15 protein-coding genes and 1 pseudogene are annotated in these 24,182 nt (G+C 48.7%); 6 read left to right on the plus strand and 10 right to left on the minus strand.

Annotated elements, in window-relative coordinates:
- The first annotated feature begins 153 nt into the window (after window positions 1-153).
- From ACO6V5_RS17990 to ACO6V5_RS18005, 4 genes are all read left to right on the plus strand, one after another.
- A complete protein-coding gene (locus ACO6V5_RS17990; RefSeq protein ID WP_422136402.1) occupies window positions 154-2,076 on the plus strand; it encodes a PrkA family serine protein kinase in 1,923 nt (640 codons plus the stop codon).
- Window positions 2,077-2,454: 378 nt separating this feature from the next.
- Window positions 2,455-3,732: a YeaH/YhbH family protein gene (locus ACO6V5_RS17995; protein WP_422139582.1), complete on the plus strand. Its 1,278-nt coding sequence runs from the start codon at window positions 2,455-2,457 to the stop codon at window positions 3,730-3,732.
- A gap of 14 nt (window positions 3,733-3,746) precedes the next feature.
- Window positions 3,747-5,282 (plus strand): SpoVR family protein, encoded by a 1,536-nt coding sequence (locus ACO6V5_RS18000; protein ID WP_422136400.1) that lies wholly within the window; start codon window positions 3,747-3,749, stop codon window positions 5,280-5,282.
- A gap of 601 nt (window positions 5,283-5,883) precedes the next feature.
- A complete protein-coding gene (locus tag ACO6V5_RS18005; RefSeq protein ID WP_422136399.1) occupies window positions 5,884-6,306 on the plus strand; it encodes a hypothetical protein in 423 nt (140 codons plus the stop codon).
- 440 nt (window positions 6,307-6,746) lie between these two features.
- Here ACO6V5_RS18005 and phoR read toward each other — a convergent pair whose 3' ends face one another.
- The 4 genes from phoR to ACO6V5_RS18025 all read right to left on the minus strand — a co-directional run bounded on the left by phoR (window position 6,747) and on the right by ACO6V5_RS18025 (window position 10,882).
- Window positions 6,747-8,066, minus strand: a complete 1,320-nt coding sequence (phoR, locus tag ACO6V5_RS18010; RefSeq protein ID WP_422139581.1) for a phosphate regulon sensor histidine kinase PhoR — start codon at window positions 8,064-8,066, stop codon at window positions 6,747-6,749.
- Window positions 8,067-8,110: 44 nt separating this feature from the next.
- Entirely contained in the window at window positions 8,111-8,800 is a 690-nt protein-coding gene (phoB, locus tag ACO6V5_RS18015; RefSeq protein WP_422136397.1) for a phosphate regulon transcriptional regulator PhoB, read from the minus strand.
- A 329-nt stretch (window positions 8,801-9,129) separates the two neighbouring features.
- On the minus strand, window positions 9,130-10,017 hold the full coding sequence (gene ubiA, locus ACO6V5_RS18020) for a 4-hydroxybenzoate octaprenyltransferase (protein ID WP_422137059.1): 888 nt from the start codon (window positions 10,015-10,017) through the stop codon (window positions 9,130-9,132).
- A 214-nt stretch (window positions 10,018-10,231) separates the two neighbouring features.
- Window positions 10,232-10,882 carry a chorismate--pyruvate lyase family protein gene (locus ACO6V5_RS18025; protein ID WP_422136396.1) on the minus strand — a complete coding sequence of 217 codons (651 nt, stop codon included), beginning with the start codon at window positions 10,880-10,882 and terminating at the stop codon, window positions 10,232-10,234.
- Between the two features lie 852 nt (window positions 10,883-11,734).
- Between ACO6V5_RS18025 and ACO6V5_RS18030 the strand changes: the two genes are divergently transcribed.
- Together ACO6V5_RS18030 and ACO6V5_RS18035 are read left to right on the plus strand one after the other, a co-directional pair.
- Window positions 11,735-12,373, plus strand: coding sequence for a TetR/AcrR family transcriptional regulator (locus tag ACO6V5_RS18030; protein WP_422136395.1), 639 nt, complete (start codon window positions 11,735-11,737; stop codon window positions 12,371-12,373).
- A 150-nt stretch (window positions 12,374-12,523) separates the two neighbouring features.
- Entirely contained in the window at window positions 12,524-13,876 is a 1,353-nt protein-coding gene (locus ACO6V5_RS18035; protein WP_422137058.1) for an 8-oxoguanine deaminase, read from the plus strand.
- A gap of 78 nt (window positions 13,877-13,954) precedes the next feature.
- Here ACO6V5_RS18035 and ACO6V5_RS18040 read toward each other — a convergent pair whose 3' ends face one another.
- The 6 genes and pseudogenes from ACO6V5_RS18040 to ACO6V5_RS18065 all read right to left on the minus strand — a co-directional run bounded on the left by ACO6V5_RS18040 (window position 13,955) and on the right by ACO6V5_RS18065 (window position 24,151).
- Window positions 13,955-15,373 (minus strand): uracil-xanthine permease family protein, encoded by a 1,419-nt coding sequence (locus ACO6V5_RS18040; protein WP_422136394.1) that lies wholly within the window; start codon window positions 15,371-15,373, stop codon window positions 13,955-13,957.
- Window positions 15,374-15,518: 145 nt separating this feature from the next.
- Window positions 15,519-17,051, minus strand: a complete 1,533-nt coding sequence (locus tag ACO6V5_RS18045) for a C2H2-type zinc finger protein (RefSeq protein ID WP_422139579.1) — start codon at window positions 17,049-17,051, stop codon at window positions 15,519-15,521.
- A 258-nt stretch (window positions 17,052-17,309) separates the two neighbouring features.
- Window positions 17,310-17,411, minus strand: a pseudogene (locus ACO6V5_RS18050) (transposase); the annotation flags it as partial.
- Window positions 17,412-17,442: 31 nt separating this feature from the next.
- On the minus strand, window positions 17,443-18,741 hold the full coding sequence (locus ACO6V5_RS18055; RefSeq protein ID WP_422139578.1) for a C2H2-type zinc finger protein: 1,299 nt from the start codon (window positions 18,739-18,741) through the stop codon (window positions 17,443-17,445).
- A gap of 391 nt (window positions 18,742-19,132) precedes the next feature.
- Window positions 19,133-21,490, minus strand: coding sequence for a C2H2-type zinc finger protein (locus ACO6V5_RS18060; protein WP_422492135.1), 2,358 nt, complete (start codon window positions 21,488-21,490; stop codon window positions 19,133-19,135).
- 60 nt (window positions 21,491-21,550) lie between these two features.
- Window positions 21,551-24,151, minus strand: a complete 2,601-nt coding sequence (locus ACO6V5_RS18065) for a C2H2-type zinc finger protein (protein WP_422492136.1) — start codon at window positions 24,149-24,151, stop codon at window positions 21,551-21,553.
- Window positions 24,152-24,182: the final 31 nt, after the last annotated feature.

A 24,182-nucleotide genomic window follows, 5' to 3' on the forward strand; every position in this document is an offset into this window, starting at 1 on the left:
CAATGGACGGCTGCCAGCCCGGGCCACTTTCTATACTGACTCTCTTCAATCATAAGAGTGGCCAATGTACTGATCTTGAGACAGTCGTGAATAAAGGGGGCGCCCCCCCGATACGGCTGTCGAATCCGAACATCAGACAGGGCAGGGCACAATATGGATATATTTAACCACTACCAGGAGCGATTCCAGTCCACGCAGCAGGAAGAGCTTACCATTCAGGAATATCTCGACCTCTGTAAAGATGATCCCGGGGTCTATGCCAATGCAGCAGAAAGAATGCTGATGGCCATTGGCGAACCGGAGATGACAGACACCTCCCGGGATTCTCGCCTGAGTCGTATTTTTTCCAACAAACTGATCAAACGTTACCCCGCCTTTGAAGAGTTCTATGGTATGGAAGAAGCCATTGAACAGATTGTTTCTTACTTCAAGCACGCTGCCCAGGGACTGGAAGAAAAGAAACAGATCCTTTATTTGCTGGGTCCGGTGGGTGGCGGTAAATCTTCTCTAGCGGAAAAACTGAAAGCCCTGATGCAAAAGCAACCTTTCTACGCCATTAAGGGGTCGCCGGTTTTTGAATCACCACTGAATCTGTTCAATGCCGATGAAGATGGTGACATTCTGACTCAGGAATACGGCATTCCCAGACGTTATCTGGGCGGCATCATGTCACCCTGGGCAGTGAAGCGTCTTAACGAGTTTGGTGGTGACATCACCAAGTTCAAGATTGTAAAACTCTGCCCCAGCATTCTTAACCAGGTGGCCATCGCCAAGACCGAACCCGGTGATGAAAACAACCAGGACATTTCCAGTCTGGTGGGTAAAGTGGATATCCGTCAGCTGGAAGAATACTCTCAGGATGATCCGGATGCTTACAGCTTCTCCGGAGCACTCTGCCGCGCCAACCAGGGTCTGATGGAATTTGTGGAGATGTTCAAGGCTCCTATCAAAGTTCTCCACCCATTGTTGACTGCCACTCAAGAGGGTAATTACAACAGTACCGAAGGGATGGGCGCGATTCCTTTCAATGGTGTGATCCTGGCTCACTCCAACGAATCAGAATGGCAAACCTTCAAGAACAATAAAACCAACGAAGCCTTTATTGACCGGGTTAATATTGTCAAAGTGCCCTACTGCACAAGGGTGAAAGAAGAGATTCTGATTTATGAGAAACTGCTCTCCAGCAGCTCTCTGAGAGAAGCGCCCTGCGCACCCGATACCCTGAAGATGCTGGCCCAGTTCTCGGTTCTGTCTCGAGTTAAAGAACCTGAAAACTCCAACGTTTACTCGAAGATGCGAGTCTACGACGGTGAAAACCTGAAAGACACCGACCCTAATGCCAAGCCGCTGCAGGAGTACAAAGATGCTGCAGGAGTGGATGAAGGTATGGAAGGGCTTTCAACCCGTTTTGCTTTCAAGATTCTTTCCAAGGTCTTCAACTTCGATCCCACCGAAGTGGCGGCAAACCCGGTTCATATGCTGTACGTATTGGAGCAGCAAATAGAACAGCAGCAATTCCCGAAAGAAATCCATGAACGCTACCTGCGTTATGTGAAGGAATTTCTGGCGCCGAAGTACATTGAGTTTCTGGGCAAGGAAATCCAGACTGCTTACCTCGAATCATACTCTGAGTACGGACAGAATATCTTCGACCGTTACATCACCTACGCTGACTTCTGGATTCAGGATCAGGAATACCGTGATCCGGAAACCGGAGACATACTCGACCGGGCTTCAATCAATGAAGAGCTGGAGAAGATTGAGAAGGCCGCCAGTATCGCCAATCCGAAAGACTTCCGTAATGAAGTGGTGAACTTTGTACTCAGAGCCAGGGCCAACAATCAGGGTAAAAACCCAAGCTGGTCCAGCTACGAGAAAATGCGCACCGTGATTGAGAAGAAAATGTTCTCCAATACTGAAGACCTTCTGCCGGTCATTTCATTCAATGCCAAAAGCAGCAATGAAGACCAGCGCAAACACAACGAGTTTGTGAAGCGCATGGTCGAGAGAGGCTATACCGAGAAACAGGTGAGACTGCTGGCTGAATGGTACATCAGGGTCAGAAAGTCACAGTAAGAGCTGAGGCCTGCGACAGCGTCGCAGGCCCTTTTTAAGTACCTAACTAGGTACTTAATGGAATTATTCTTTGATCATTTACAGGTCCGACCAACGACCATGGGCAGGTGAAAAAAGTGATCAAAAAATAATTTCGAGACCACTTCGAAAGTGACTGACGAACGTCAGAAAATAGCTTTCGGAGCCAAAATACACAAAAACGGTGGAAAGATGTCACCCTATTCCGATAACTACTAAAACCATGAGCAAAAAAAGCGGTAAGCGAAAAAAATCATGGCAAGCAGGGATTGGAATAACAAGGTTTTGAACAGGCAGTTCAAAACTGGCGACATGGAAATCATGAAATGTTCTGTGTCATAACAGACAGGGAGCGTGCTGATGAGCATTATTATTGATCGACGTCTGAACGGGAAAAACAAGAGTACTGTCAATCGACAGCGTTTTCTGGACAGATACCGAAAGCACATTAAAAAAGCGGTTTCTGAAGCGGTTAACAAACGCTCCATTACGGATGTGGAATCTGGGAGTCAGGTTACCATTCCTACTAAAGATCTCTCTGAACCCCACTTTCAGCATGGTCAGGGTGGCCGCTACAAACAGGTTCATCCCGGTAATAAAGAGTTTGTTTCCGGCGACAGAATCAAACGACCATCCGGTGGTTCCGGGCAGGGTTCAGGCCGGGGCAAAGCCGGTAACTCCGGCGAAGGCATGGACGAGTTCAGTTTCCAGATCAACCATGAAGAATTTCTGAATCACATGTTTGATGATCTTGAGCTGCCAAACCTGGTTCGAAAGCAGCTTCAGGATGCCACTGAATTCAAAATGAAGCACGCCGGTTACACCAGCGAAGGCTCTCCTGATCGATTGAACATTGTTCGCTCCCTGAGATCAGCACACGCTCGAAGAATTGCCCTCGGTGGCGGTGCCCGAAAGGAAGTAAGGGCATTAAGACGGCAGCTTCGTGAGCTGGAAGTCAGTCCGGAGGAAACCGATTCTCAACTTGTAGAAGAACTTCGCGAGAAGATTAAAGAGCTCAATGGCAAGTTGAAAAAGCTGCCCTTTATTGATGACTTTGATCTCAAGTACAACAACCTGATTAAAGTTCCCAGCCCCAGTAACAAGGCCGTAATGTTCTGTGTCATGGATGTCTCCGGTTCCATGACACAGGAAATCAAAGACATGGCCAAGCGCTTTTTCATCCTGCTTTATTTGTTCCTGCAACGTAATTACAAACAGATCGAAGTGGTCTTCATTCGGCACCACACTGCCGCAAAAGAAGTTGATGAGGATGATTTCTTTTATTCCAGAGAAACCGGCGGAACCATTGTCTCCAGTGCTCTGGAAATGACCAGTGACATCATCAACAAACGTTACAGCCCGGTGGACTGGAACATTTACGTCGCCCAGGCTTCCGATGGTGATAACTGGGAAGGAGATTCCAGCGTCTGTTCGAAAATTCTGACCGAGCAGATCATGTCGAAGGTTCAATACTTTTCCTACGTCGAAATCACCGACCGGGCTCACCAGAACCTGTGGCGTGAATACGAAAGCATAGCTGAACAGTTCGCCGATCAGTTTGCCATGCAACAGATCAAAACACCGAATGACATTTATCCGGTGTTCCGTCGTCTGTTTGAGAAAAAAGAAACCGTATAAGTGAGGCATCCGCCATGAGTGAGGTTACAGATATTAAAGAGAGAGAACCCATCTCCACGGGTTCAGAATGGACCTTTGATCTCATTCAGGAATACGACCGTGAGTTGGCGCGGCTGGCAGACAAGTTCCGGCTCGACACTTACCCGAACCAGATTGAGGTCATCAGTGCCGAACAGATGATGGATGCCTACTCTTCTACAGGCATGCCATTAATGTACAGTCACTGGAGCTTTGGCAAACAGTTTCTCCATACCCAACAGAATTATCAGCGCGGCCGCATGGGGCTGGCTTATGAAATTGTGATCAACTCCAACCCCTGCATTGCTTATCTCATGGAAGAAAACACCATGACCATGCAGGCTCTGGTACTGGCCCATGCCAGTTATGGTCATAACTCATTCTTCAAAGGTAACTATCTGTTCCAGACCTGGACCGATGCCGAATCCATTATTGACTACCTGATGTTTGCCAAGCGTTATGTTGCTGAGTGCGAAGAAAAATATGGCGTTGAAGCGGTTGAAGATGTTCTGGACGCTGCCCATGCCCTGATGAACCAGGGTGTTAATCGCTACAAGCGCCCGAGACCACTTTCAGCAGAACAGGAAAAAGAGCGCCAGCAGGAAAGAGCAGAGTATATTCAGAGAACCCTGAACGACATCTGGAGCACTATTCCAAAGACGGAAGATAAAGAAGAGAAAAAAGTTGAACGCTTTCCTAAAGACCCGGAAGAGAACATTCTCTACTTTCTGGAAAAAAATGCGCCACTGCTGGAAACCTGGCAGCGTGAACTGCTGCGAATAGTCAGGAAAGTATCCCAATACTATTACCCTCAACGTCAAACCCAGGTGATGAACGAAGGCTGGGCCTGCTTCTGGCACTACCATCTTCTCCATGAGCTTTATGATGAAGGAAAAGTCACCGATGGCTTTATGCTGGAATTTCTGCACTCTCACTCAAGTGTCGTATACCAGCCTCCCTTTGACAGCCCGCACTACAGCGGCATCAACCCCTACACACTGGGCTTCAGCATGTTTCAGGATATTCGCAGAATCTGTGAAAATCCTACCGATGAAGACAGACACTGGTTCCCGGACATTGCCGACAGTGACTGGCTGGAAACCGTGCATTTTGCGATGAAAAACTTCAAGGATGAAAGCTTTATTCTGCAATTCCTGTCTCCCAAGGTGATGAGAGAACTCAGACTCTTCTCGGTTCTGGATGACGAAAGCAAGTCCTACCTGGAAGTCGATGCGATTCATAACAGCACCGGATACAAAGAAGTAAGGGAGTCGCTGGCTGCTCAATACAATCTTGGCAACCGGGAGCCCAATATCCAGGTCTTTGATGTGGATGTGCGTGGCGATCGAACCCTGACTCTCAGACATTACCAGCACCAGGGACGTCCACTGGATAAAAGTACAGAGGAATTACTCAGGCACGTACACCGGCTCTGGCAATTTGATGTCAAACTGGAGTCGGTGACCATTGATAACAAGGTAAGCAAAAGCTATCAGTGCCCGGATAAAAAAGATTCCGGAAAGTCTCACTAAAAAGATCTGATTGAAAGACGAGGGTCTTTTTATATTGAAAACTAATAAGAATTAAAAAGCCATCCGAGAGTCTCCCGGACTTAAGCCTCCGTCCGGGTCACCCCGCAGCAAGGGTTGCTATTGCAACCTCACGACTGCATGGATGCAGGAGCAGTAGCTGCTTGGGACGGCCTTAAGTCCGGCAGGCTTCTGGCCCCACATATCCTATCCACTTAAAACCGAATCCCCGCTGCCACGACAGAAAGAACCAGCCCTTCCGTTCAATGCAAAAAATACTGACTACGGTGATAACCAGAAGCTTGATGCCTATTAACGATATTTTCAAAGATTCAGATGCACGGCTGAATGGCTGTTTTTTAAAAACAAGCAATACCCACTCAAAGCAATTCAATTCATTTGCATGTCTTGATGACTCATAACCGTTTATGTATTGCACAAAATTATTCCTACCATCACATAAAACGTTATTAAATCTATTTAAATAGTCCATAAAAGCACATTAAATGCTTCCATCAATTTAAAGCTTCCTGTATAAATAGTTACCTCCGTCATTGATAACCATTAATACCCGGTCGAATTAGTCTGAATTGGGAGTTCCTGAATGAACGTTTTTGAAGAAATTCATCACCGCCTGAGCAGTAAAACTCGTATCCGCTCTTTGTTTAAAGATGTTCATGTCGAAGATCTTGAGCGTATCATCTCCAGAATGCAGGACGTAATGCAGGAGAAAGTTGAAGCCCGCAATAAGATTGACGAAGAGCGTCAAGCCAAACTCGAAAACATTGAAGCCGTTAAGCAGATCATGGCCGAACGCGGCATTTCAATGGAAGACTTGGACCACCTGGAAATAGCGACTCAAAAACGTCGTCGTAATGTCCAAAGGTTTACTTTTGAGTACCAGACAGAAGCCGGCGACACTGTCCAATGGGATGGCTCTACCACAGGGCGCTTGCCGCGTGACTTCCAAAGCTACCTGGACCGCACCGGCAAAAAACGTCTGGAATGCGTCGTTGGCGAAGAGTAAGTCTACCTTCGTCAGTATTTCGGGTTCATGCCCGGTCTGCAACTTCTTGAATAGAGACACCAATGGATCAAAGTATCATTCTTTGAAAAACCTCCCCCTCTGACTCGAAGTAATCAGTTGGGGATCCCATTACAGAGTGCTCAGGTGGGACCACTCTCATCAACACTCTGACCAACAGCCCGCAGTGCACCCCACAGCAGGTGTTCAAGAGACAGATACAAACTAGTAAAGAAAATACAAATACGCAAGCCCGGTCTTTGCAGGATGGTTAAAATCCACCACCCTGCCAGCTCCCGGGGATTAGCGTTTCAGAGTAAAGATAGTCAGGATCAGTCTGTAGTACAACAGACTGTTCGCGAATGATGAAACCATGAAAAGATTATTCATTTTTTGATGGTAGTCCTAAAAGCAGAAAAGGTGCCACCGGCCCTTTTCTGCTTTCATGAGTGTTCCAACTCAAGGCATTTTTCCGGAAAGTGGCAAATAAAGCGGCTGCCTTTTCCTGGGTGACTGCTGATCGTGAGTTTGCCTCCGTGTCTCAGCATGACGTGCTTGACGATAGCCAGGCCAAGCCCCGTTCCCCCGGTATTCTGGCTACGACTTTTATCAATCCGGTAAAAGCGCTCAGTCAACCTCGGAATATGCATTGGATCAATACCGACACCATTGTCTTCTACCATCATATGTCCGCCTTCCCCGTCCTGCCACCAGCGCACAAGTATTTTCCCACCCTCGGGTGTATAGCGCACGGCATTAAAGACCAGATTCGAGAAGGCACTGCGCAACTCATTACTGCTGCCTGCCAAAAAGACATCTTCAGGACAATCCAGAGAAATCTGATGCTGGCTTTCACCACTGAGCGCACATCCGTCTTCAACGATACTGCTGAGCAGGGTTTTAACATGAACCCCATTCTCGTCTGCCTGAGCTTCAGCCGACTCCAGTTTGGACAGCAACAGCAGGTCTGCCACCAGATTCTGCATTCTCAGCGACTGCTCCTGCATCCTGTTCAGTGCTTTTTCCCAAACAGGGGGCAGACCTGAATCCGGGCCCAGACTGTCCAGCATGGTTTCGATGTATCCAGACACAACTGTCAGTGGTGTTCTCAGTTCATGGGAGACATTGGCAACAAAGTCTTTTCTCATGACTTCCAGCTGATTCAAGCGCGTGACATCTCTAACGGTCATGAGACGATTGCCTTTGCCATAAACCGTTATATTAAATTGCAGTTGATGATCAGGGTTGATTGGCGAGGGGATCTCAAGAGCTTTTTGATAACCACCCTGCTCAAAGTAGTCGACAAACCTTGGATCACGTAGCAGATTGGTAATCAACTGCCCCTGATCGTCAGGCGTCTTAAGCCCTATCAAAGTTCCAGCGGCGGGATTCCACCATTCCAGGTTGCTCTGATTATCTATCATTACAACACCGTCGTTCAGCGCAGCAGTTGATTCCTGAACACGTTCAATCACTCCGGCCAGCTTTTGCCGGGAACGACTGTGCTGTTTTTGCAATCGATAGATACCATCAAAAATTTGCCCCCAGAACCCTTTACTCTCAGGAGGCTCTTTGCTCCTGGCCTTGGGGTCATTCAGCCAGTCCAGCAGCTTGAAAAGCTGACGGAAGCTCCAGACAAAATAACCTCCCATGACCACACAGAGTCCTAAAAAAGGCTCTCCAAACAACCAGCCCAGGGAAAACCCGACAATCACGTAGGCGATCATGCGGCTCAGCAAATGGGTTTTTGAAATTGTTGTCATATTACTCCCGGCCAGATAACTGCTGAGCACTGAGCATAAAAGGTTTACACCCTCGTTGAGAAACGATATCCAGTACCACGAACCGTTTGCACAAAGGCTTCGTAGTTATCACCTAAGGCCTTACGCAAGCGTCGAATGTGTACATCAACGGTTCGCTCTTCCACATAAACGTTGCCACCCCAGACCTGATCCAGTAACTGCCCACGGGTATAGGCACGCTCCTGGTGCGTCAGGAAAAACTGCAGCAAACGGTACTCGGTAGGTCCTATTTCAGCAGGTGAGCCATCAATAGAGACTCTGTGGCTGACAGGGTCCAGCTCCAATCCCTTGATGACAATGGGAGACTGGTTATCAAATCCGCCTGTACGACGGAGAACCGCTTTTAAACGAGCAGCCAGCTCGCGGGGAGAAAAAGGCTTGGTGATGTAGTCATCGGCACCGGTTTCAAGTCCCTGGATTTTGTGGTCTTCTTCACCTTTGGCCGTCAACATAACAATGGGTATTTCAGAGGTCAGCTCATTGCGCTTCAGACGACGGGCCAGTTCAATTCCAGAGACATCTGGTAACATCCAGTCCAGCAAGATCAGATCGGGTTTGTTATCCACAATCAGAGAGTGCGCTTCTCTGGCATCTGCTGCCTCAAGACAGTCATACCCTGCCATTTCCAGAGCAACGGTCACCATTTCGCGAATCGGTGCTTCGTCATCTACGATCAGAATGGTCTTTCCTGGCATTAATCTCTACCTGTTATCTGTCGATTCGATTTCGGCGGTGACGTTCTGGCATCTATCAGCTGAAGCTCATTAGGGCTATATCAGGATGGTAGTGTCTCAGGACAGCACCTTTCCTATCGCTCAGGCTGCTTCTCACTACTTTGATCAACCGCACTATACACCGGACATTACACCTTTGAAATGTTACAGGCAGATGACACACTAAAGGCTGATATTGCAGCTTAAAAATAAAAAGATCCCTCAGGGTTTACAGGGTAAGGCTTTTCGCCATTTATCCCCACAGCCACCATAAGTAGCAATACTTACCGGGCTCTAAGCCGGATTGAAGATCAAAGATAACTCAACACGAAACCTGCAAATACAATGGCTCCGGCCCAGTGGTTACTAAGAAACGCCCTGAAGCAGGCTTCACGCTCACGACGACGGGTTAACCATTGCTGGTAAACGAAAAGGGCTGCGACAGCCAACAATGAGAGATAATAGAGAGCACCTAACTCCAGTTGATGGCCTGCCATGGCCAGTGTCATCAGGGTAAGTACCTGCAGGCAACCAACAATCAGGTTATCCATCTCGCCAAATAGAATGGCTGTGGACTTGATACCTACTTTCAGATCATCGTCACGATCCACCATGGCGTATTGAGTATCGTAAGCCACTGTCCAGAAGAGATTGGCCAGAAACATCAGCCAGACGATGTTTCCCAACGAGCCACTCTGAGCCGCAAAAGCCATGGGTATCGACCAGCCAAAAGCAGCCCCCAAAACCACCTGAGGCAGATGAGTGTGTCTTTTGGCAAAAGGGTAAGCCGAGGCCAGCAATAATCCGGCAAAAGAGAGCTGGACGGTAAGAGTATTGGTAAAGAGTACAAGAATGAAAGACAAAAGTACCATACCGGAGAAATAGATCAGCGCTTCTTTTTCCTGAATTTTACCCGTTACCAGCGGTCGATGCTGTGTTCTCTTAACATGGCCGTCCACTTTCCTGTCAGCAAAGTCATTAATAACGCAGCCTGCACTGCGCATCAAAACCACGCCGACCGAAAAAATCACCAGATTCTTCAGACTCGGTACACCTTCTGCCGCCACCCAGAGTGCCCACATAGTAGGCCAGAACAACAGATAAATACCAATAGGCCGGTCCAGCCGGGCCAGCCGTAAGAAATCTTTTAAACGGGGAAATCGTTGCAGAACTACTTCAGTGCCTGCCAATACCGCCATTGGTTTTCTGAATTGCATCATAATATTTAGCTGCTTATCTGCATCTTTATTATCATCGCTGAGATTCTTATTGCTCATCGCCCTGAATCATGACCCGCATCGCCAGTTTATCAGGTCAGGCCAGGTTCTCAATCAGGCCATGACCAGACCGACTGCGGAAATCTCTATATTTCACGAGGTAAGTGCTTCGACAAACAATCATTCTTGTAGAGCTTCAGGGTTCAGGATGCTTCGACATGACTCTGGAGTGCTTCTCTGTCTGTTCAGACAGGTCCGGCAAAAAGATTTCACAAACAGATATAGACTTTTCGTGCAAATAAAATAACGACCGCCTTCCCCAGGCTGTTTCATCAGAGTATTTTTCAACCAGATGAGGATTAAACTGACGAGCCGGCAGTTCCGCTACCTCAAATGGTCCCCGACGCATACCGGGATGATTAAATAAAAACTCCCCCAGGGGCTTAGTGCCCAGTTGCAGCAGCTCTCTGTTCGTGCCAATAAGACTGCTGTGAGGCAATACACTTCGTGCAAACACTCTGGGTCGGCCACCACAGATCAGCAGAACCTCCCTGATAGAAGCCATTTTGCTGCAATGTCTGTTTTCGAATGATCCTGCCAACTCACCAGACGTGGACGTAGCCTTTGACTGTTCATAGTTATTGAGAAACTTTAGCTCCGAACAGGTCGGCATAAAGGTCCCGTGACGAATAACCTGAACCCTGAAGTCGCCGTCAAACTCATGTTTCAAACGCTGAGTCAGGGAACCTCTGTCCAGCAGCCAGTCTCTCCAGGGCTCTGGAATCTGCTGTTTCAAATAATGTCTCGGCTTCCAGGATAAGCCTGAAAAATCAATAAAAGGCACCATCACTCCTGCTGCACAAATCCAATTTTCCAGAACTGCCCCGGGAGGAAACAAGGCAGCTCACCTTGACACTCCCCGCCTTGTCAGGCGAGGCTTCTGACTTCATAAGCTACAGCCAGCCTATAACGACCGGACTTACGCAGAAGCCTCCATCAGCAGCAACCGGGTGCCCCTCGGTTATTTATTGGTCTTTTGTTTGATTTGCCGCTGCCTTAACGGGTCACTCAGGTATGGGTTCATCTGGTTCTTCAAGGGCGGTTGGGCAGTTGGCTCTGCCTTAATTTTTTGTTAACAGTGCTTGGTTTTCATCATCGTGAGTTTCTGCATAGAGACAGACCGACAGTGAATTTAGCCAACTATGCACAAACACGCAAGCATAAGGCTCTTCACCAGCGCGGCCCGACCTACGCGGCCCGACCTACGCGGCCCGACCTTCCCGACTTATATCTCCCTCCGCCCGATTGAGGGTGTCGCAAAACTCCAACAACTCGTTCCCACGCTGGAACCCACAGGGCCTAAAAGCATGGCAACCAGAGTTTTTGCGACACCCTCCAAGGAGCCTGACCGAGAATAGACTGCCCTACTGCGGCGGCAGCAAATTGGTCTGAAAATCCGCTTTTGTTCGTCAAATAGCTCGCTATTCTCCTCACAAAACCGAATTTTCATCCTCAATTTTCTGCCGTCCTCGCTACGGGCGCTATTCTCGGTCAGGCTCCAAGGCGCGGAGTGTCACGGTTTCCTCAATTTCTTTCTGCCTGACTTTAATGGACACGACCGAATTCTTTTCTATGCTTCCTGCCAATGGTATAAATCATCCCCAAGGGATGATCGAAAACTATAAATCAGGATCCGCGCATGGCTGTCGTAAAACGTACGCCCCAAAAGACCGGTCGTATAAGAACCGAGAGAGTTCGGCTGATTTTGAAAGCTGCCGAACAGGAGTTTGCCCGGCATGGATTCGGGGGAGCCACAATCCAGCGTATAGCTGACCTGGCCGATTTACCAAAACCGACTGTCTTGTATTACTTCAGTAACAAGCAGGAAATTTATGACGAAGTTCTTAACAATATTTTGTATCTCTGGAATGACAAACTGAACAGCTTTCATCCGAAAGATGACCCTGCAGAGTCACTTGAACGGTATATCCGCTCAAAAATAGAAGTCTCCAGAAGATACCCCACAGCCAGCCGAATTTTTGCCAGTGAAATCATTCATGGCTGCCAGCAGCTGTCTCCGTCCATGAAGGACTCTACCCAGCAGTGGTTTAAAAACAAAACAGAGATTTTTCAGCACTGGATGGATGAGGGTAAAATGGCCCGGGTAGAGCCCATGCACCTGATTTTTATGATCTGGGGATCGACTCAGCATTACGCTGATTATGAAAAACAGATCTGCCTTATCATGAACAAAAAGAAACTGCCTGCCTCAACCTACGATCAAGCCGCTGACACTATCTGCGACATTGTTCTTCGTGGTTGCGGTCTGAAGGTTTGAGAAACGATAAAAATCTTGTAGAGTCACAAGGTAAAAATGAACCGGGCAGATTAACACGCAAGTCACTGCCATAAACTGCTGTATTGGCGGTCTATGGTATACGGCAGCTTGTTGCACTATCCAGACCGTCCTGCTCATAACAAGAGGCAGATGATGAGAGTCTGGATAAAACATCCCCTGGCTATTTTCACCGCAAACAGTCAGGACGCCGGTAACGGCGTGGTGATTGATGAAAGCTCCGGCAAGATCACAGAGCTGGTTCCCTCGGGACAGTCTCCGAAAGTCTCCTGTGATCAAAGCTATGACGCTTCCGGACAGGTTCTCCTTCCCGGTCTGATCAATACTCATCACCATCTTTATCAGACCCTGACCCGCGCCTTCCCTCCGGCACTGAATAAAAAACTCTTTCCCTGGCTGCAAACGCTTTATCCTGTCTGGGCCAGACTGAAGCCAGAGATGCTGTTTAACGCCACTCAGCTGGGACTGACAGAACTGCAGCAGTCCGGTTGTACAACAGTGGCAGATCATCACTACCTATTCCCGGAAGCACTCACAGAAGCCATTGATATTCAGGTGAAGGCCGCTGACAGTATTGGCAGCAGGGTTATACTGACTCGGGGTTCCATGAGCCTTGGAGAGAAGGATGGAGGCCTTCCTCCCCAGTCTACCGTGCAAACAGAAGCTGAGATACTCGACGACTCCGAACGTCTGATTCATCGTTATCATGAGTCAGACGAGGGGGCAAAGGTTCAGATTGCCCTGGCACCCTGCTCACCTTTTTCAGTCAGCACAGAGTTGATGAAAGAGACCGCTGGGCTGGCCCGTAAACACAATGTTCGATTACATACCCATCTGGCTGAGACCCATGATGAAGACAACTTCTGCATCGAGCGGTTCGGTTTACGGCCACTGGATTACCTGGAATCTGTGGATTGGCTGGCTGACGATGTCTGGCTGGCCCATGGTATTCATTTCAATGACGATGAAATCAAAAGAATGGGACAGGCGGGCATGGGCGTCTGTCACTGCCCTACCTCGAATATGCTGCTGGCATCGGGCATCTGCCGCACCAAAGAACTGGCGTCTGCAGGCGTGCACGTCGGACTGGGTGTGGATGGCTCCGCTTCAAACGACGGCTCCAATATGATGCAGGAAGTCCGTCAGGCTTTGCTGATCAATCGTCTGCGTTACGCCGCAGACGAAGTCACTCATCTCGATGCTCTGTACTGGGCAACAAAAGGCTCAGCCAAAGTGCTTGGCAGGGGCGATATTGGAGAACTGGCAGAAGGAAAGCAAGCCGACCTTGCTCTTTTCAGCCTGGATGAGTTGCGTTTCAGTGGCAGCCATGACCCACTGGCAGCACTGGTTCTTTGTGGAGGCCATAAAGCAGCTGCCGTTATGTGTGCAGGAAAGTGGCTGATTAAAGATGAAACACTACTTCATCTTGATCAAGAGGCCATCATGGCTGCACACCAGCTTTCTGCCAGAAAGCTGGTGTCTTGAGAGGCTGTCGTAAATCTCTGGTTCCAATGCTCCAGAGATTTATGACGGGGAACGAGTTGTAGGGTATGACGGAAATAATCAGGAAGTGGTTTCTTCTTTGATGGCTCCCGAAGATGCATTAATATTTTTCACCACTTTTCTCTGATCGCTGGATTCAGGCCCGGAATCTTCAGGCAAAACCAGTGTCAGCAAAATAGCGGTCAGACCTCCGGTGGTAATCGCCGAGCTGAAAATGTTTTTGACCAGTTCCGGCATCTGGCTCAGCACCCCGGGCACAATAGTGACGCCCAGCCCCATACCCATGGACACAGCAATGATCATTACCTGTCGACGATCAAGTGATCCTGAAGCCAGGATGCGAATACCTGAAGCGGCCACCGTGCCAAACATAACCAATGTAGCCCCACCCAGCACAGGCTTGGGAACCAGCATCAGGATGGCCCCGAGTATCGGGAAAAGTCCCATCACTAAAAACAAACCGGCAATGATATAGCCAACAAACCGGCTGGCGACACCGGTCATTTGAATCACACCATTGTTCTGGCTAAACGTCGTCGTTGGAAAGCTGTTCAGGCAAGCTGCGGTCAGAGAGTTCACGCCATCAGCCAAAATACCGCCACGAATACGCTCAACGTATCCATCACCCTCAATAGGTTCACCCGAAAGTTTTGCTGTCGCAGTCAGGTCACCGGTAGATTCAATGGTCGTTATGACATAAATGAGAGCAATCGGAATGAATAGCTCCCAATCGAAGGTCATTCCATATTTAAAAGGCACCGGAGCAGTAAATAAAACCGAGTCCGACAATCCCTGCAGAGTCATTTTACCGGTATAAAGTGTTATCAGGCTGCCCACCAGCAAGCCAAGGAAGATCGCCGAGAGACGCACCATGGGACGAGAACTGCGATTAAAAAAGATCACAGTCGCTAACACGGTGATGCTCACTGCAAGGTTGCTCAGCGCACCAAAATCAGGCGCATTGAAGCCACCGGCCATATCGGTCACAGCTACCTTAATCAGGCTGAGACCAATCAGTGAAATAACAATTCCGGTAATGGTTGGCGTAATAATCTTGCGCAGCTTATGGAAAAAGCGGCTCAGGACAATCTCGATAAATGCCCCGAAAAAACAAAGACCCGTCATCAGTGCAATAATCTCTTCACTGCTGCCTCCCCGACTCTTAACCACAAAACCGGCAGCAATAAGGGAGCTCAAAAACGCAAAACTGGTTCCCTGAATACTCAACAAACCAGACCCCAGGGGACCAAACCGTCTGGCCTGGATAAAGGTACCTATCCCTGAGGCGATCAGCGCCATACTGATCAGGTAAGGAATATGCTCTCCCAAACCCAACACCCCACCGATGACCAGGGTCGGTGTCACAACCCCCACAAAGCTGGCTATCATATGCTGCAGGGCACTGAAAAAAGCTCGAAATAATGGTGGTTTGTCGTTTAATTGGTGGATGAGGTCGGGATTATGAGTCTGGCTATTCATGCATACTCCTGCCGTCTATTTTTTTTATACAGAGTGAGTATTGCAATTCCTTGACCAATTATTCAATTTTTTTTGGGGTACTATACCAGCGCAACCAGCCTGCCAGGTGCTAGCCTTTCCCACCTGGGCCTGCGACAAGCAGAAATCAATCACTTGACTTTGCATCATCAAGCTTTCGTTTCCGGTGTTGTCTTTTGTGATTCGACAGAGCTTGAGGGTTTGGCAGGAGCTTCTGGCACTCAGGGCAAGTTTGCACTCTGGTGTGATCTTTTCTTTTGTGAACCGACAAGACTTTCGCGTTTGGCAGGATCTTCTGGCACTCAGGGCAGGTTTGTTCTCCGCTGTGATATAGACTTTTGTGAACCGACAGGGCTTGGGCGTTTGCCAGGGTCTTCTGGCACCCAGGGCAGGTTTGCTTTCCGGTGTGATCTTTTCTTTTGTGAACCCACAGGGCTTGAGCGTTTGGCAGAGTCTCCAGGCACTCAGGGCAGGTTTGCTCTCCAGTGTGATCTTTTTTTTTGTGAAACGCCAGGGCTTGAGCATTTGGCAGGGGCTTCTTGCATTCAGGGCAGGTTTTCTCTCCAGTGTGATATTGACTTTTGTGAGCCGACAGGGACTTACCGTTTGCAAAAGTCTTCTGGCACTCAGGGCAGGTTTGCTTTCCCGTGTGATGTTTTCTTTTGTGAACCGCCAGGGCATAAGGGTTTGGAAGGGGCTTCTGGCACTCAGGGCAGGTTTGCTTTCCCGTGTGATGTTTTCTTTTGTGAACCGCCAGGGCATAAGCGTTTGGAAGGGGCTTCTGGCACTTAGGGCAGGTTTTCTCTCCGGTGTGATCTCTTCTTCTGTGAGACGACAGGGCTTGAGCGTTTGCCAGGATCTTCTGGCACTCAGGGCAGGTTTGTTCTCCGGTGTGATATTTTCTTTTGTGATGCGACAGGGCTTGAGCGTTTGGCAGGGTATTCTGGCATTCAGGGCAGGTTTGTTCTCCGGTGTGATATTTTCTTTTGTGATCCGACAGGGCTTGAGCATTTGGCAAGGACTTCTGGCACTCAAGGCAGCTTCGCTCTCCGGTGTGATATTGACTTTTGTGATTGCGCAATGAGGCTTGAGAGCTAAATGATTTCTCACAGCCAGGGTGATCACATCGGTATTTTTTGGAGCCTGCCTTCCTTTGTTTTTCCGCAGGTGGTGGATTTAATTTTAATGATGAACCAGTTCTGCTGTCAGCTTCTGAGACAACTGTCGATGCTTCAGCAGGATGGCTAACCGGGCCAGATTCCTGATCGCCTGTTTGCAAATAGACATCGCAAGCGAAAGAGTCATCTGAGATTGAACGACACCGGGTACTTGTGGAAGGAGCAAAGATACAGACTCCCTGTTGAATACAACAGGGCTGTTCATGGCAATTTTCGTCAAGACTATGTCGGGAGTCTGTGGGCTGCCCCGAATTTTCATCATTATGGTCATTGTCGTATAGATAATGCGGTTTTTCTGAATGTCTATTGAATGACTGACCATGATCCTCTGACCCCATTGCCCAGGAATTGTTACCGCCGCCCGCCCCGTCCATCAAAGTGATAATCTGAAGTTTGTTTCGCCGACAGGGTTTGTCATCGGGCAGCATGCCTGACCCCGAATATCCGTTTGTGCTGAGCATATGTGATGGCTGTTTTTGCATCAGCCTCCAACCAGTCATTGGCATTGCAGTTGATATGCCCGGCTCAGTTTTTATAGAAAAACTCTGGCTTGTCGAAGCCCCATTCTGATCAACCTCAACGATAAAACCATAAGTCTGTGGCTCAACCGGGGAGACGAAAGGCAAAAAGACCAATACGTGCGAGAGTAGACTTTTAATGGTTCTATCCTTTTTTTCCGGGGATAGGAGCAGTGAGGATAGACGATAGGAACTTTGGGAGCTTTTCAATGTTGGCAAGCTCTATTGCCTCCCATGTCTTTTTGTCATCGGTTAACCGCCGCTGGTGATAGACAGATAGACGTGATCATTGCACTTCAGATCATACCCAAACGTGTGCAGTGCCCTTCCCTCCTGAGCCTGTGACAAGCAGAAATCAATCACTTGACTTTGCATCTTCAAGCTTTCGTTTCCGGTGTAGCCTTCTGTGATTCGACAGAGCCTGATTGTTTGGCAGTAGCGCCTGGCACTCAGGGCAGGCTTGTTCTCCGGTGTGATATTTTCTTTTGTGTGCCAACAGGGCTTGGGCGTGTGGCAGGGTCTTCTCGCACTCAGGGCAGTTTTGCTCTCCGGTGTGTTCTTTTCTTTTGTGAAGCGCCAAGGCTTGAGCGTTTGGCAGGGGCTTCTGGCATTCAGGGCAGATTTGCCCTCCGCTGTGATATCGGCTTTTGTGATTCGACAGGGCTAGAGCGTTTGGCAGGGGCTTCTGGCATTCAGGGCAGGTTTGCTCTCCGCTGTGATATCGGCTTTTGTGATTCGACAGGGCTAGAGCGTTTGGCAGGGTCTTCTGGCACTCAGGGCAGGTTTTCTCTCCGGTGTGATATTGACTTTTGTGAACCGACAGGGCTTGAGCGTGTGGCAAGGTCGTCTGGCACTCAGGGCAGGTTCGTTCTCCGGTGTGATCTTTTCTTTTATGAACCCACAGAGCTTGAGTGTTTGGCAGGGTCTTCTGGCATTCAGGGCAAGTTTTCTCTCCGCTGTGATATTGACTTTTGTGAACCGACAAGGCTAGAGCATTTGCCAGGGTCTTCTGGCACTCAGGGCAGGTTTTCTCTCCGGTGTGATCTTTTCTTTTGTGAACCGTCAGGGCTTGAGCGTTTGGCAGGGGCTTCTGGCAATAAGGGCAGGTTCGTTCTCCGGTGTGATATTGGCTTTTGTGATTGTACAACGAGGTTTGAGAGCTAAGTGATTTTTCACAGCCGGGGTGATCACATCGGTATTTTTTGGAGCCTGCCTTCCTTTGTTTTTTCGCAGGTGGTGGTTTTAATTTTAATGAGGCACCGGTTGTGCTGTCAGCTCCTGAGACAACTGTCGGTGCTTCAGCAGGATGGCTTACCGGGCCAGATTCCTGATCGCCTGCTTGCAAATAGACATCGCAAGCGAAAGAGTCATCTGTGGTTGAACGACACCGGGTACTTGTGGCAGGAGCGTAGATACAGACTCTCTGTTGATTACAACAGGGCTGTTCATGGCAATTCTTGTCAAAGCTATGTCGGGAGTCAGTGGGCCGACCCGAATTTCCATCATTATTGTCGTTGTCGTATAAATAGTGTGATTTTTCTGAATGTCTATTGAATGACTGACCATGATCCTCTGACTCTGTTGTCCGGGAGTAGTTACCCCCGCCCGTTCCTTTCATCAAAGTGATGATCATGTGTGATGGTTCGTTTTGCATCAGCCTCCCATCGGTCATTGGCATTGCAGATAATAGGCCCGGCTCAGTTTTTATAGAAAAACTCTGGCTTGTCGAAGCCTCATTCTGATCAACCTCAACGATAAAACCATAAGTCTGTGGCTCAACCGGGCAGACGAAAGGCAAAAAGGCAAATACGTGCGAGAGTAGACTTTTAATGGTTCTATCCTTTTTTTCCGGGGATAGGAGCACTGAGGATAGACGATAGGAACATTGGGAGTTTTTCAATGTTGGCAGGCTCTATTGCCTTCCATGTCTTTTTGTCATCGGTTAACCGCCGCTGGTGATAGACAGATAGACCTGCGCATTGCACTTCAGATCATACCCAAACGTGTGCAGTGCCCTTCGTTCCTGACCCTGAGACAAGCAGAAATCAATCACTTGACTTTGCATCTTCAAGCTTTCGTTTCCGGTGTTGCCTTCTGTGATTCGACAGAGCCTGATTGTTTGGCAGTAGCGCCTGGCACTCAGGGCAGGTTTGTTCTCCGGTGTGATATTTTCTTTTGTGATCCGACAGGGCTTGAGCGTGTGGCAGAGTCTTCTGGCACTCAGGGCAGGTTTGTTCTCCGGTGTGTTCTTTTCTTTTGTGAACCCACAGGGCTTGAGTGTTTGGTAGGGTCTTCTGGCATTCAGGGCAGGTTTTCTCTCCGCTGTGCTCTTTGCTTTTGTGAACCGACAGGACCTGACTGTTTGCGAAGGTCGTCTGGCACCCAGGGCAGGTTTGCTTTCCGGTGTGTTCTTTTCTTTTGTGAACCCACAGGGCTTGAGTGTTTGGCAGGGTCTTCTGGCATTCAGGGCAGGTTTTCTCTCCGGTGTGATATTGACTTTTGTGAGCCGACAGGGCATGACTGTTTGCCAAGGTCTTCTGGCACTCAGGGCAGTTTTGCTCTCCGGTGTGTTCTTTTCTTTTATGAACCGCCAGGGCTTGAGCGTTTGGCAGAGTCTTCTGGCACTCAGGGCAGGTTTTCTCTCCAGTGTGATATTGATTTTTGTGATTCAACAGGGCCTGTTTGTTTGCCAAGGTTTTCTGACACTCGGGGCAGGTTTGCTCACCGGTGTGTTTTTTTCTTTTGTGAACCGCCAGGGCTTGAGCGTTTGGCAGGGGCTTCTGGCACTCACGGCAGGTTTGTTCTCCTGTGTGGTATTTTCTTTTATGATCCCAAAGGGCTTGAGTGTTTGGCAGGGTCTTCTGGCATTCAGGGCAGGTTTTCTCTCCAGTGTGATACTGACTTTTGTGAGTCGAAAGGGCCTGACTGTTTGCCAAGGTCTTCTGGCACTCAGGGCAGGTTTGCTCTCCGTTGTGTTCTTTTCTTTTGTGAGTCGCCAGGGCTTGAGCGTTTGGCAGAGGCTTCTGGCACTCAGGGCAGTTTTGCTCTCCGGTGTGTTCTTTTCTTTTGTGAACCGCCAGGGCTTGAGCGTTTGGCAGGGTCTTCTGGCACCCAGGGCAGGTTTGCTTTCCGGTGTGTTCTTTTCTTTTGTGAACCCACAGGGCTTGAGTGTTTGGCAGGGTCTTCTGGCATTCAGGGCAGGTTTTCTCTCCTGTGTGATATTGACTTTTGTGAGCCGACAGGGCATGACTGTTTGCCAAGGTCTTCTGGCACTCAGGGCAGTTGTGCTCTCCGGTGTGTTCTTTTCTTTTATGAACCGCCAGAGCTTGAGCGTTTGGCAGAGTCTTCTGGCACTCAGGGCAGGTTTTCTCTCCAGTGTGATATTGATTTTTGTGATTCAACAGGGCCTGTTTGTTTGCCAAGGTTTTCTGACACTCGGGGCAGGTTTGCTCACCGGTGTGTTTTTTTCTTTTGTGAACCATCAGGGCTTGAGCGTTTGGCAGGGGCTTTTGGCAATCAGGGCAGGTTCGTTCTCCTGTGTGATATTGACTTTTGTGATTGCACAACGAGTTTTGAGAGCTAAGTGATTTTTCACAGCCGGGGTGATCACATCGGTATTTTTTGGAGCCTGCCTTCCTTTGTTTTTTCGCAGGTGGTGGTTTTAATTTTAATGACGCACAGGTTGTGCTGTCAGCTCCTGAGACGACTGTCAAACTTTCAGCAGAATGGCTTTCCGAGCCAGATTCCTGATCGCCTGTTTGCAAATAGACATCGCAAGCGAAAGAGTCATCTGAGGTTGAACGACACCGGGTACTTTTGGAAGGAGCGTAGATACAGACTCTCTGTTGATTACAACAGGGCTGTTCATGGCAATTCTTGTCAAAGCTATGTCGTGAGTCAGTGGGCCGACCCGAATTTTCATCATTATGGTCGTTGTCGTATAAATAATGTGATTTTTCTGAATGTCTATTGAACGACTGACCATGATCCTCTGACTCTGTTATCCGTGAATAGTTACCACCGCCCGTTCCGTACATCAAAGTGATGATCATGTGTGATGGTTCGTTTTGCATCAGCCTCCCATCGGTCATTGGCATTGCAGATAATAGGCCCGGCTCAGTTTTTATAGAAAAACTCTGGCTTGTCGAAGCCTCATTCTGATCAGCCTCAACGATAAAACCATAAGTCTGTGGCTCAACCGGGCAGACGAAAGGCAAAAAGGCCAATACGTGCGAGAGTAGACTTTTAATGGTTCTATCCTTTTTTCCGGGGATAGGAGCAGTGAGGATAGACGATAGGAACTTTGGGAGTTTTACAATGTTGGCAAGTTCTATTGCCTTCCATGTCTTTTTGTCATCGGTTAACCGCCGCTGGTGGTAGACAGATAGACGTGAGCATTGCACTTCAGATCATACCCAAACGTGTACAGTGCCTTTCCCTCTTAACCCTGAGACAAGCAGAAATCAATCACTTGACTTTGCATCTTCAAGCTTTCGTTTCCGGTGTAGCCTTCTGTGATTCGACAGAGCCTGAATGTTTGGCAGTAGCGCCTGGCACTCAGGGCAGGTTTGCTCTCCGGTGTGATCTTTTCTTTTGTGAACCGTCAGGGCTTTAGCGTTTGGCAAGGTCTTCTGGCATTCAGGGCAGGTTTTCTCTCCAGTGTGATATTGACTTTTGTGAGCCGACAGGGCTTTCGCGTTTGGCAGGGTCTTCTGGCACTCAGAGCAGGTTTGCTCTGCGGTGTGATCTTTTCTTTTGTGAATCGTCAGGGCTTTAGCGTTTGGCAAGGTCTTCTGGCACTCAGGGCAGGTTTGCTCTCCGCTGTGATATCGAGTTTTGTGATCCGACAAAGCTTTTGCGTTTGGCAGGGTCTTCTGGCAATCAAGGCAGGTTTGCTCTCCGCTGTGTTCTTTTCTTCTATGATTCGACAGGGCTTGGGCGTGTGGCAGGGTCGTCTGGCACTCAGGGCAGGTTTGCTCTCCGGTGTGATATTTTCTTTTGTGATCCGACAGGGCTTGAGCGTTTGGCAGGGTCTTCTGGCATTCAGGGCAGGTTTGCTCTCCTCTGTGATATCGACTTTTGTGCTCCGACAGAGCTTGAACGTTTGGCAGGGTCTTCTGGCATCCAAGGCAGGTTTGCTCTCCGCTGTGTTCTTTTCTTCTATGATTCGACAGGGCTTGGGCGTGTGGCAGGGTCGTCTGGCACTCAGGGCAGGTTTGCTCTCCGGTGTGTTCTTTTCTTTTGTGAACCGAAAGGGCTAGAGTGTTTGCCAGAGTCTTCTGGCACTCACGGCAGGTTTGTTCTCCGGTGTGGTATTTTCTTTTATGATCCCACAGGGCTTTAGTGTTTGGCACGGTCTTCTGGCACTCAGGGCAGTTTTGCTCTCCGGTGTGTTCTTTTCTTTTGTGAACCGCCAGGGCTTGAGCGTTTGGCAAGGTCTTCTGGCATTCAGGGCAGGTTTTCTCTCCAGTGTGATATTGACTTTTGTGAGCCGACAGGGCTTCCGCGTTTGGCAGGGTCTTCTGGCACTCAAAGCAGGTTTGCTCTGCGGTGTGATCTTTTCTTTTGTGAATCGTCAGGGCTTTAGCGTTTGGCAAGGTCTTCTGGCATTCAGGGCAGGTTTTCTCTCCAGTGTGATATTGACTTTTGTGAGCCGACAGGGCTTTCGCGTTTGGCAGGGTCTTCTGGCACTCAGAGCAGGTTTGCTCTCCGGTGTGTTCTTTTCTTTTGTGAACCGAAAGGGCTAGAGTGTTTGTCAGAGTCTTCTGGCACTCACGGCAGGTTTGTTCTCCGGTGTGGTATTTTCTTTTATGATCCCACAGGGCTTGAGTGTTTGGCAGGGTCTTCTGGCACTCAGGGCAGTTTTGCTCTCCGGTGTGTTCTCTTCTTTTGTGAACCGCCAGGGCTTGAGCGTTTGGCAGGGTCTTCTGGCACCCAGGGCAGGTTTGCTTTCCAGTGTGTTCTTTTCTTTTGTGAACCCACAGGGCTTGAGTGTTTGGCAGGGTCTTCTGGCATTCAGGGCAAGTTTTCTCTCCGCTGTGATATTGACTTTTGTGAACCGACAAGGCTAGAGCATTTGACAGGGTCTTCTGGCACTCAGGGCAGGTTTTCTCTCCGGTGTGATCTTTTCTTTTGTGAACCGTCAGGGCTTGAGCGTTTGGCAGGGGCTTCTGGCAATCAGGGCAGTTTCGTTCTCCGGTGTGATATTGGCTTTTGTGATTGTACAACGAGGTTTGAGAGCTAAGTGATTTTTCACAGCCGGGGTGATCACATCGGTATTTTTTGGAGCCTGCCTTCTTTTGTTTTTTCGCAGGTGGTGGATTTAGTTTTAATGACGCACCGGTTGTGCTGTCAGCTCCTGAGACAACTGTCGGTGCTTCAGCAGGATGGCTTTCCGAGCCAGATTCCTGATCGCCTGTTTGCAAATAGACATCGCAAGCGAAAGAGTCATCTGAGGTTGAACGACACCGGGTACTTTTGGAAGGAGCGTAGATACAGACTCTCTGTTGATTACAACAGGGCTGTTCATGGCAATTCTTGTCAAAGCTATGTCGTGAGTCAGTGGGCCGACCCGAATTTTCATCATTATGGTCGTTGTCGTATAAATAATGTGATTTTTCTGAATGTCTATTGAACGACTGACCATGATCCTCTGACTCTGTTATCCGTGAATAGTTACCACCGCCCGTTCCGTACATCAAAGTGATGATCATGTGTGATGGTTCGTTTTGCATCAGCCTCCCATCGGTCATTGGCATTGCAGATAATAGGCCCGGCTCATTTTTTATAGAAAAACTCTGGCTTGTCGAAGCCTCATTCTGATCAACCTCAACGATAAAACCATAAGTCTGTGGCTCAACCGGGCAGACGAAAGGCAAAAAGGCCAATACGTGCGAGAGTAGACTTTTAATGGTTCTATCCTTTTTTCCGGGGATAGGAGCAGTGAGGATAGACGATAGGAACTTTGGGAGTTTTACAATGTTGGCAAGTTCTATTGCCTTCCATGTCTTTTTGTCATCGGTTAACCGCCGCTGGTGGTAGACAGATAGACGTGAGCATTGCACTTCAGATCATACCCAAACGTGTACAGTGCCT

The sequence above is a fragment of the Endozoicomonas sp. ALD068 genome (assembly GCF_049310145.1).
Classification (GTDB): Bacteria; Pseudomonadota; Gammaproteobacteria; order Pseudomonadales; family Endozoicomonadaceae; genus Endozoicomonas_A.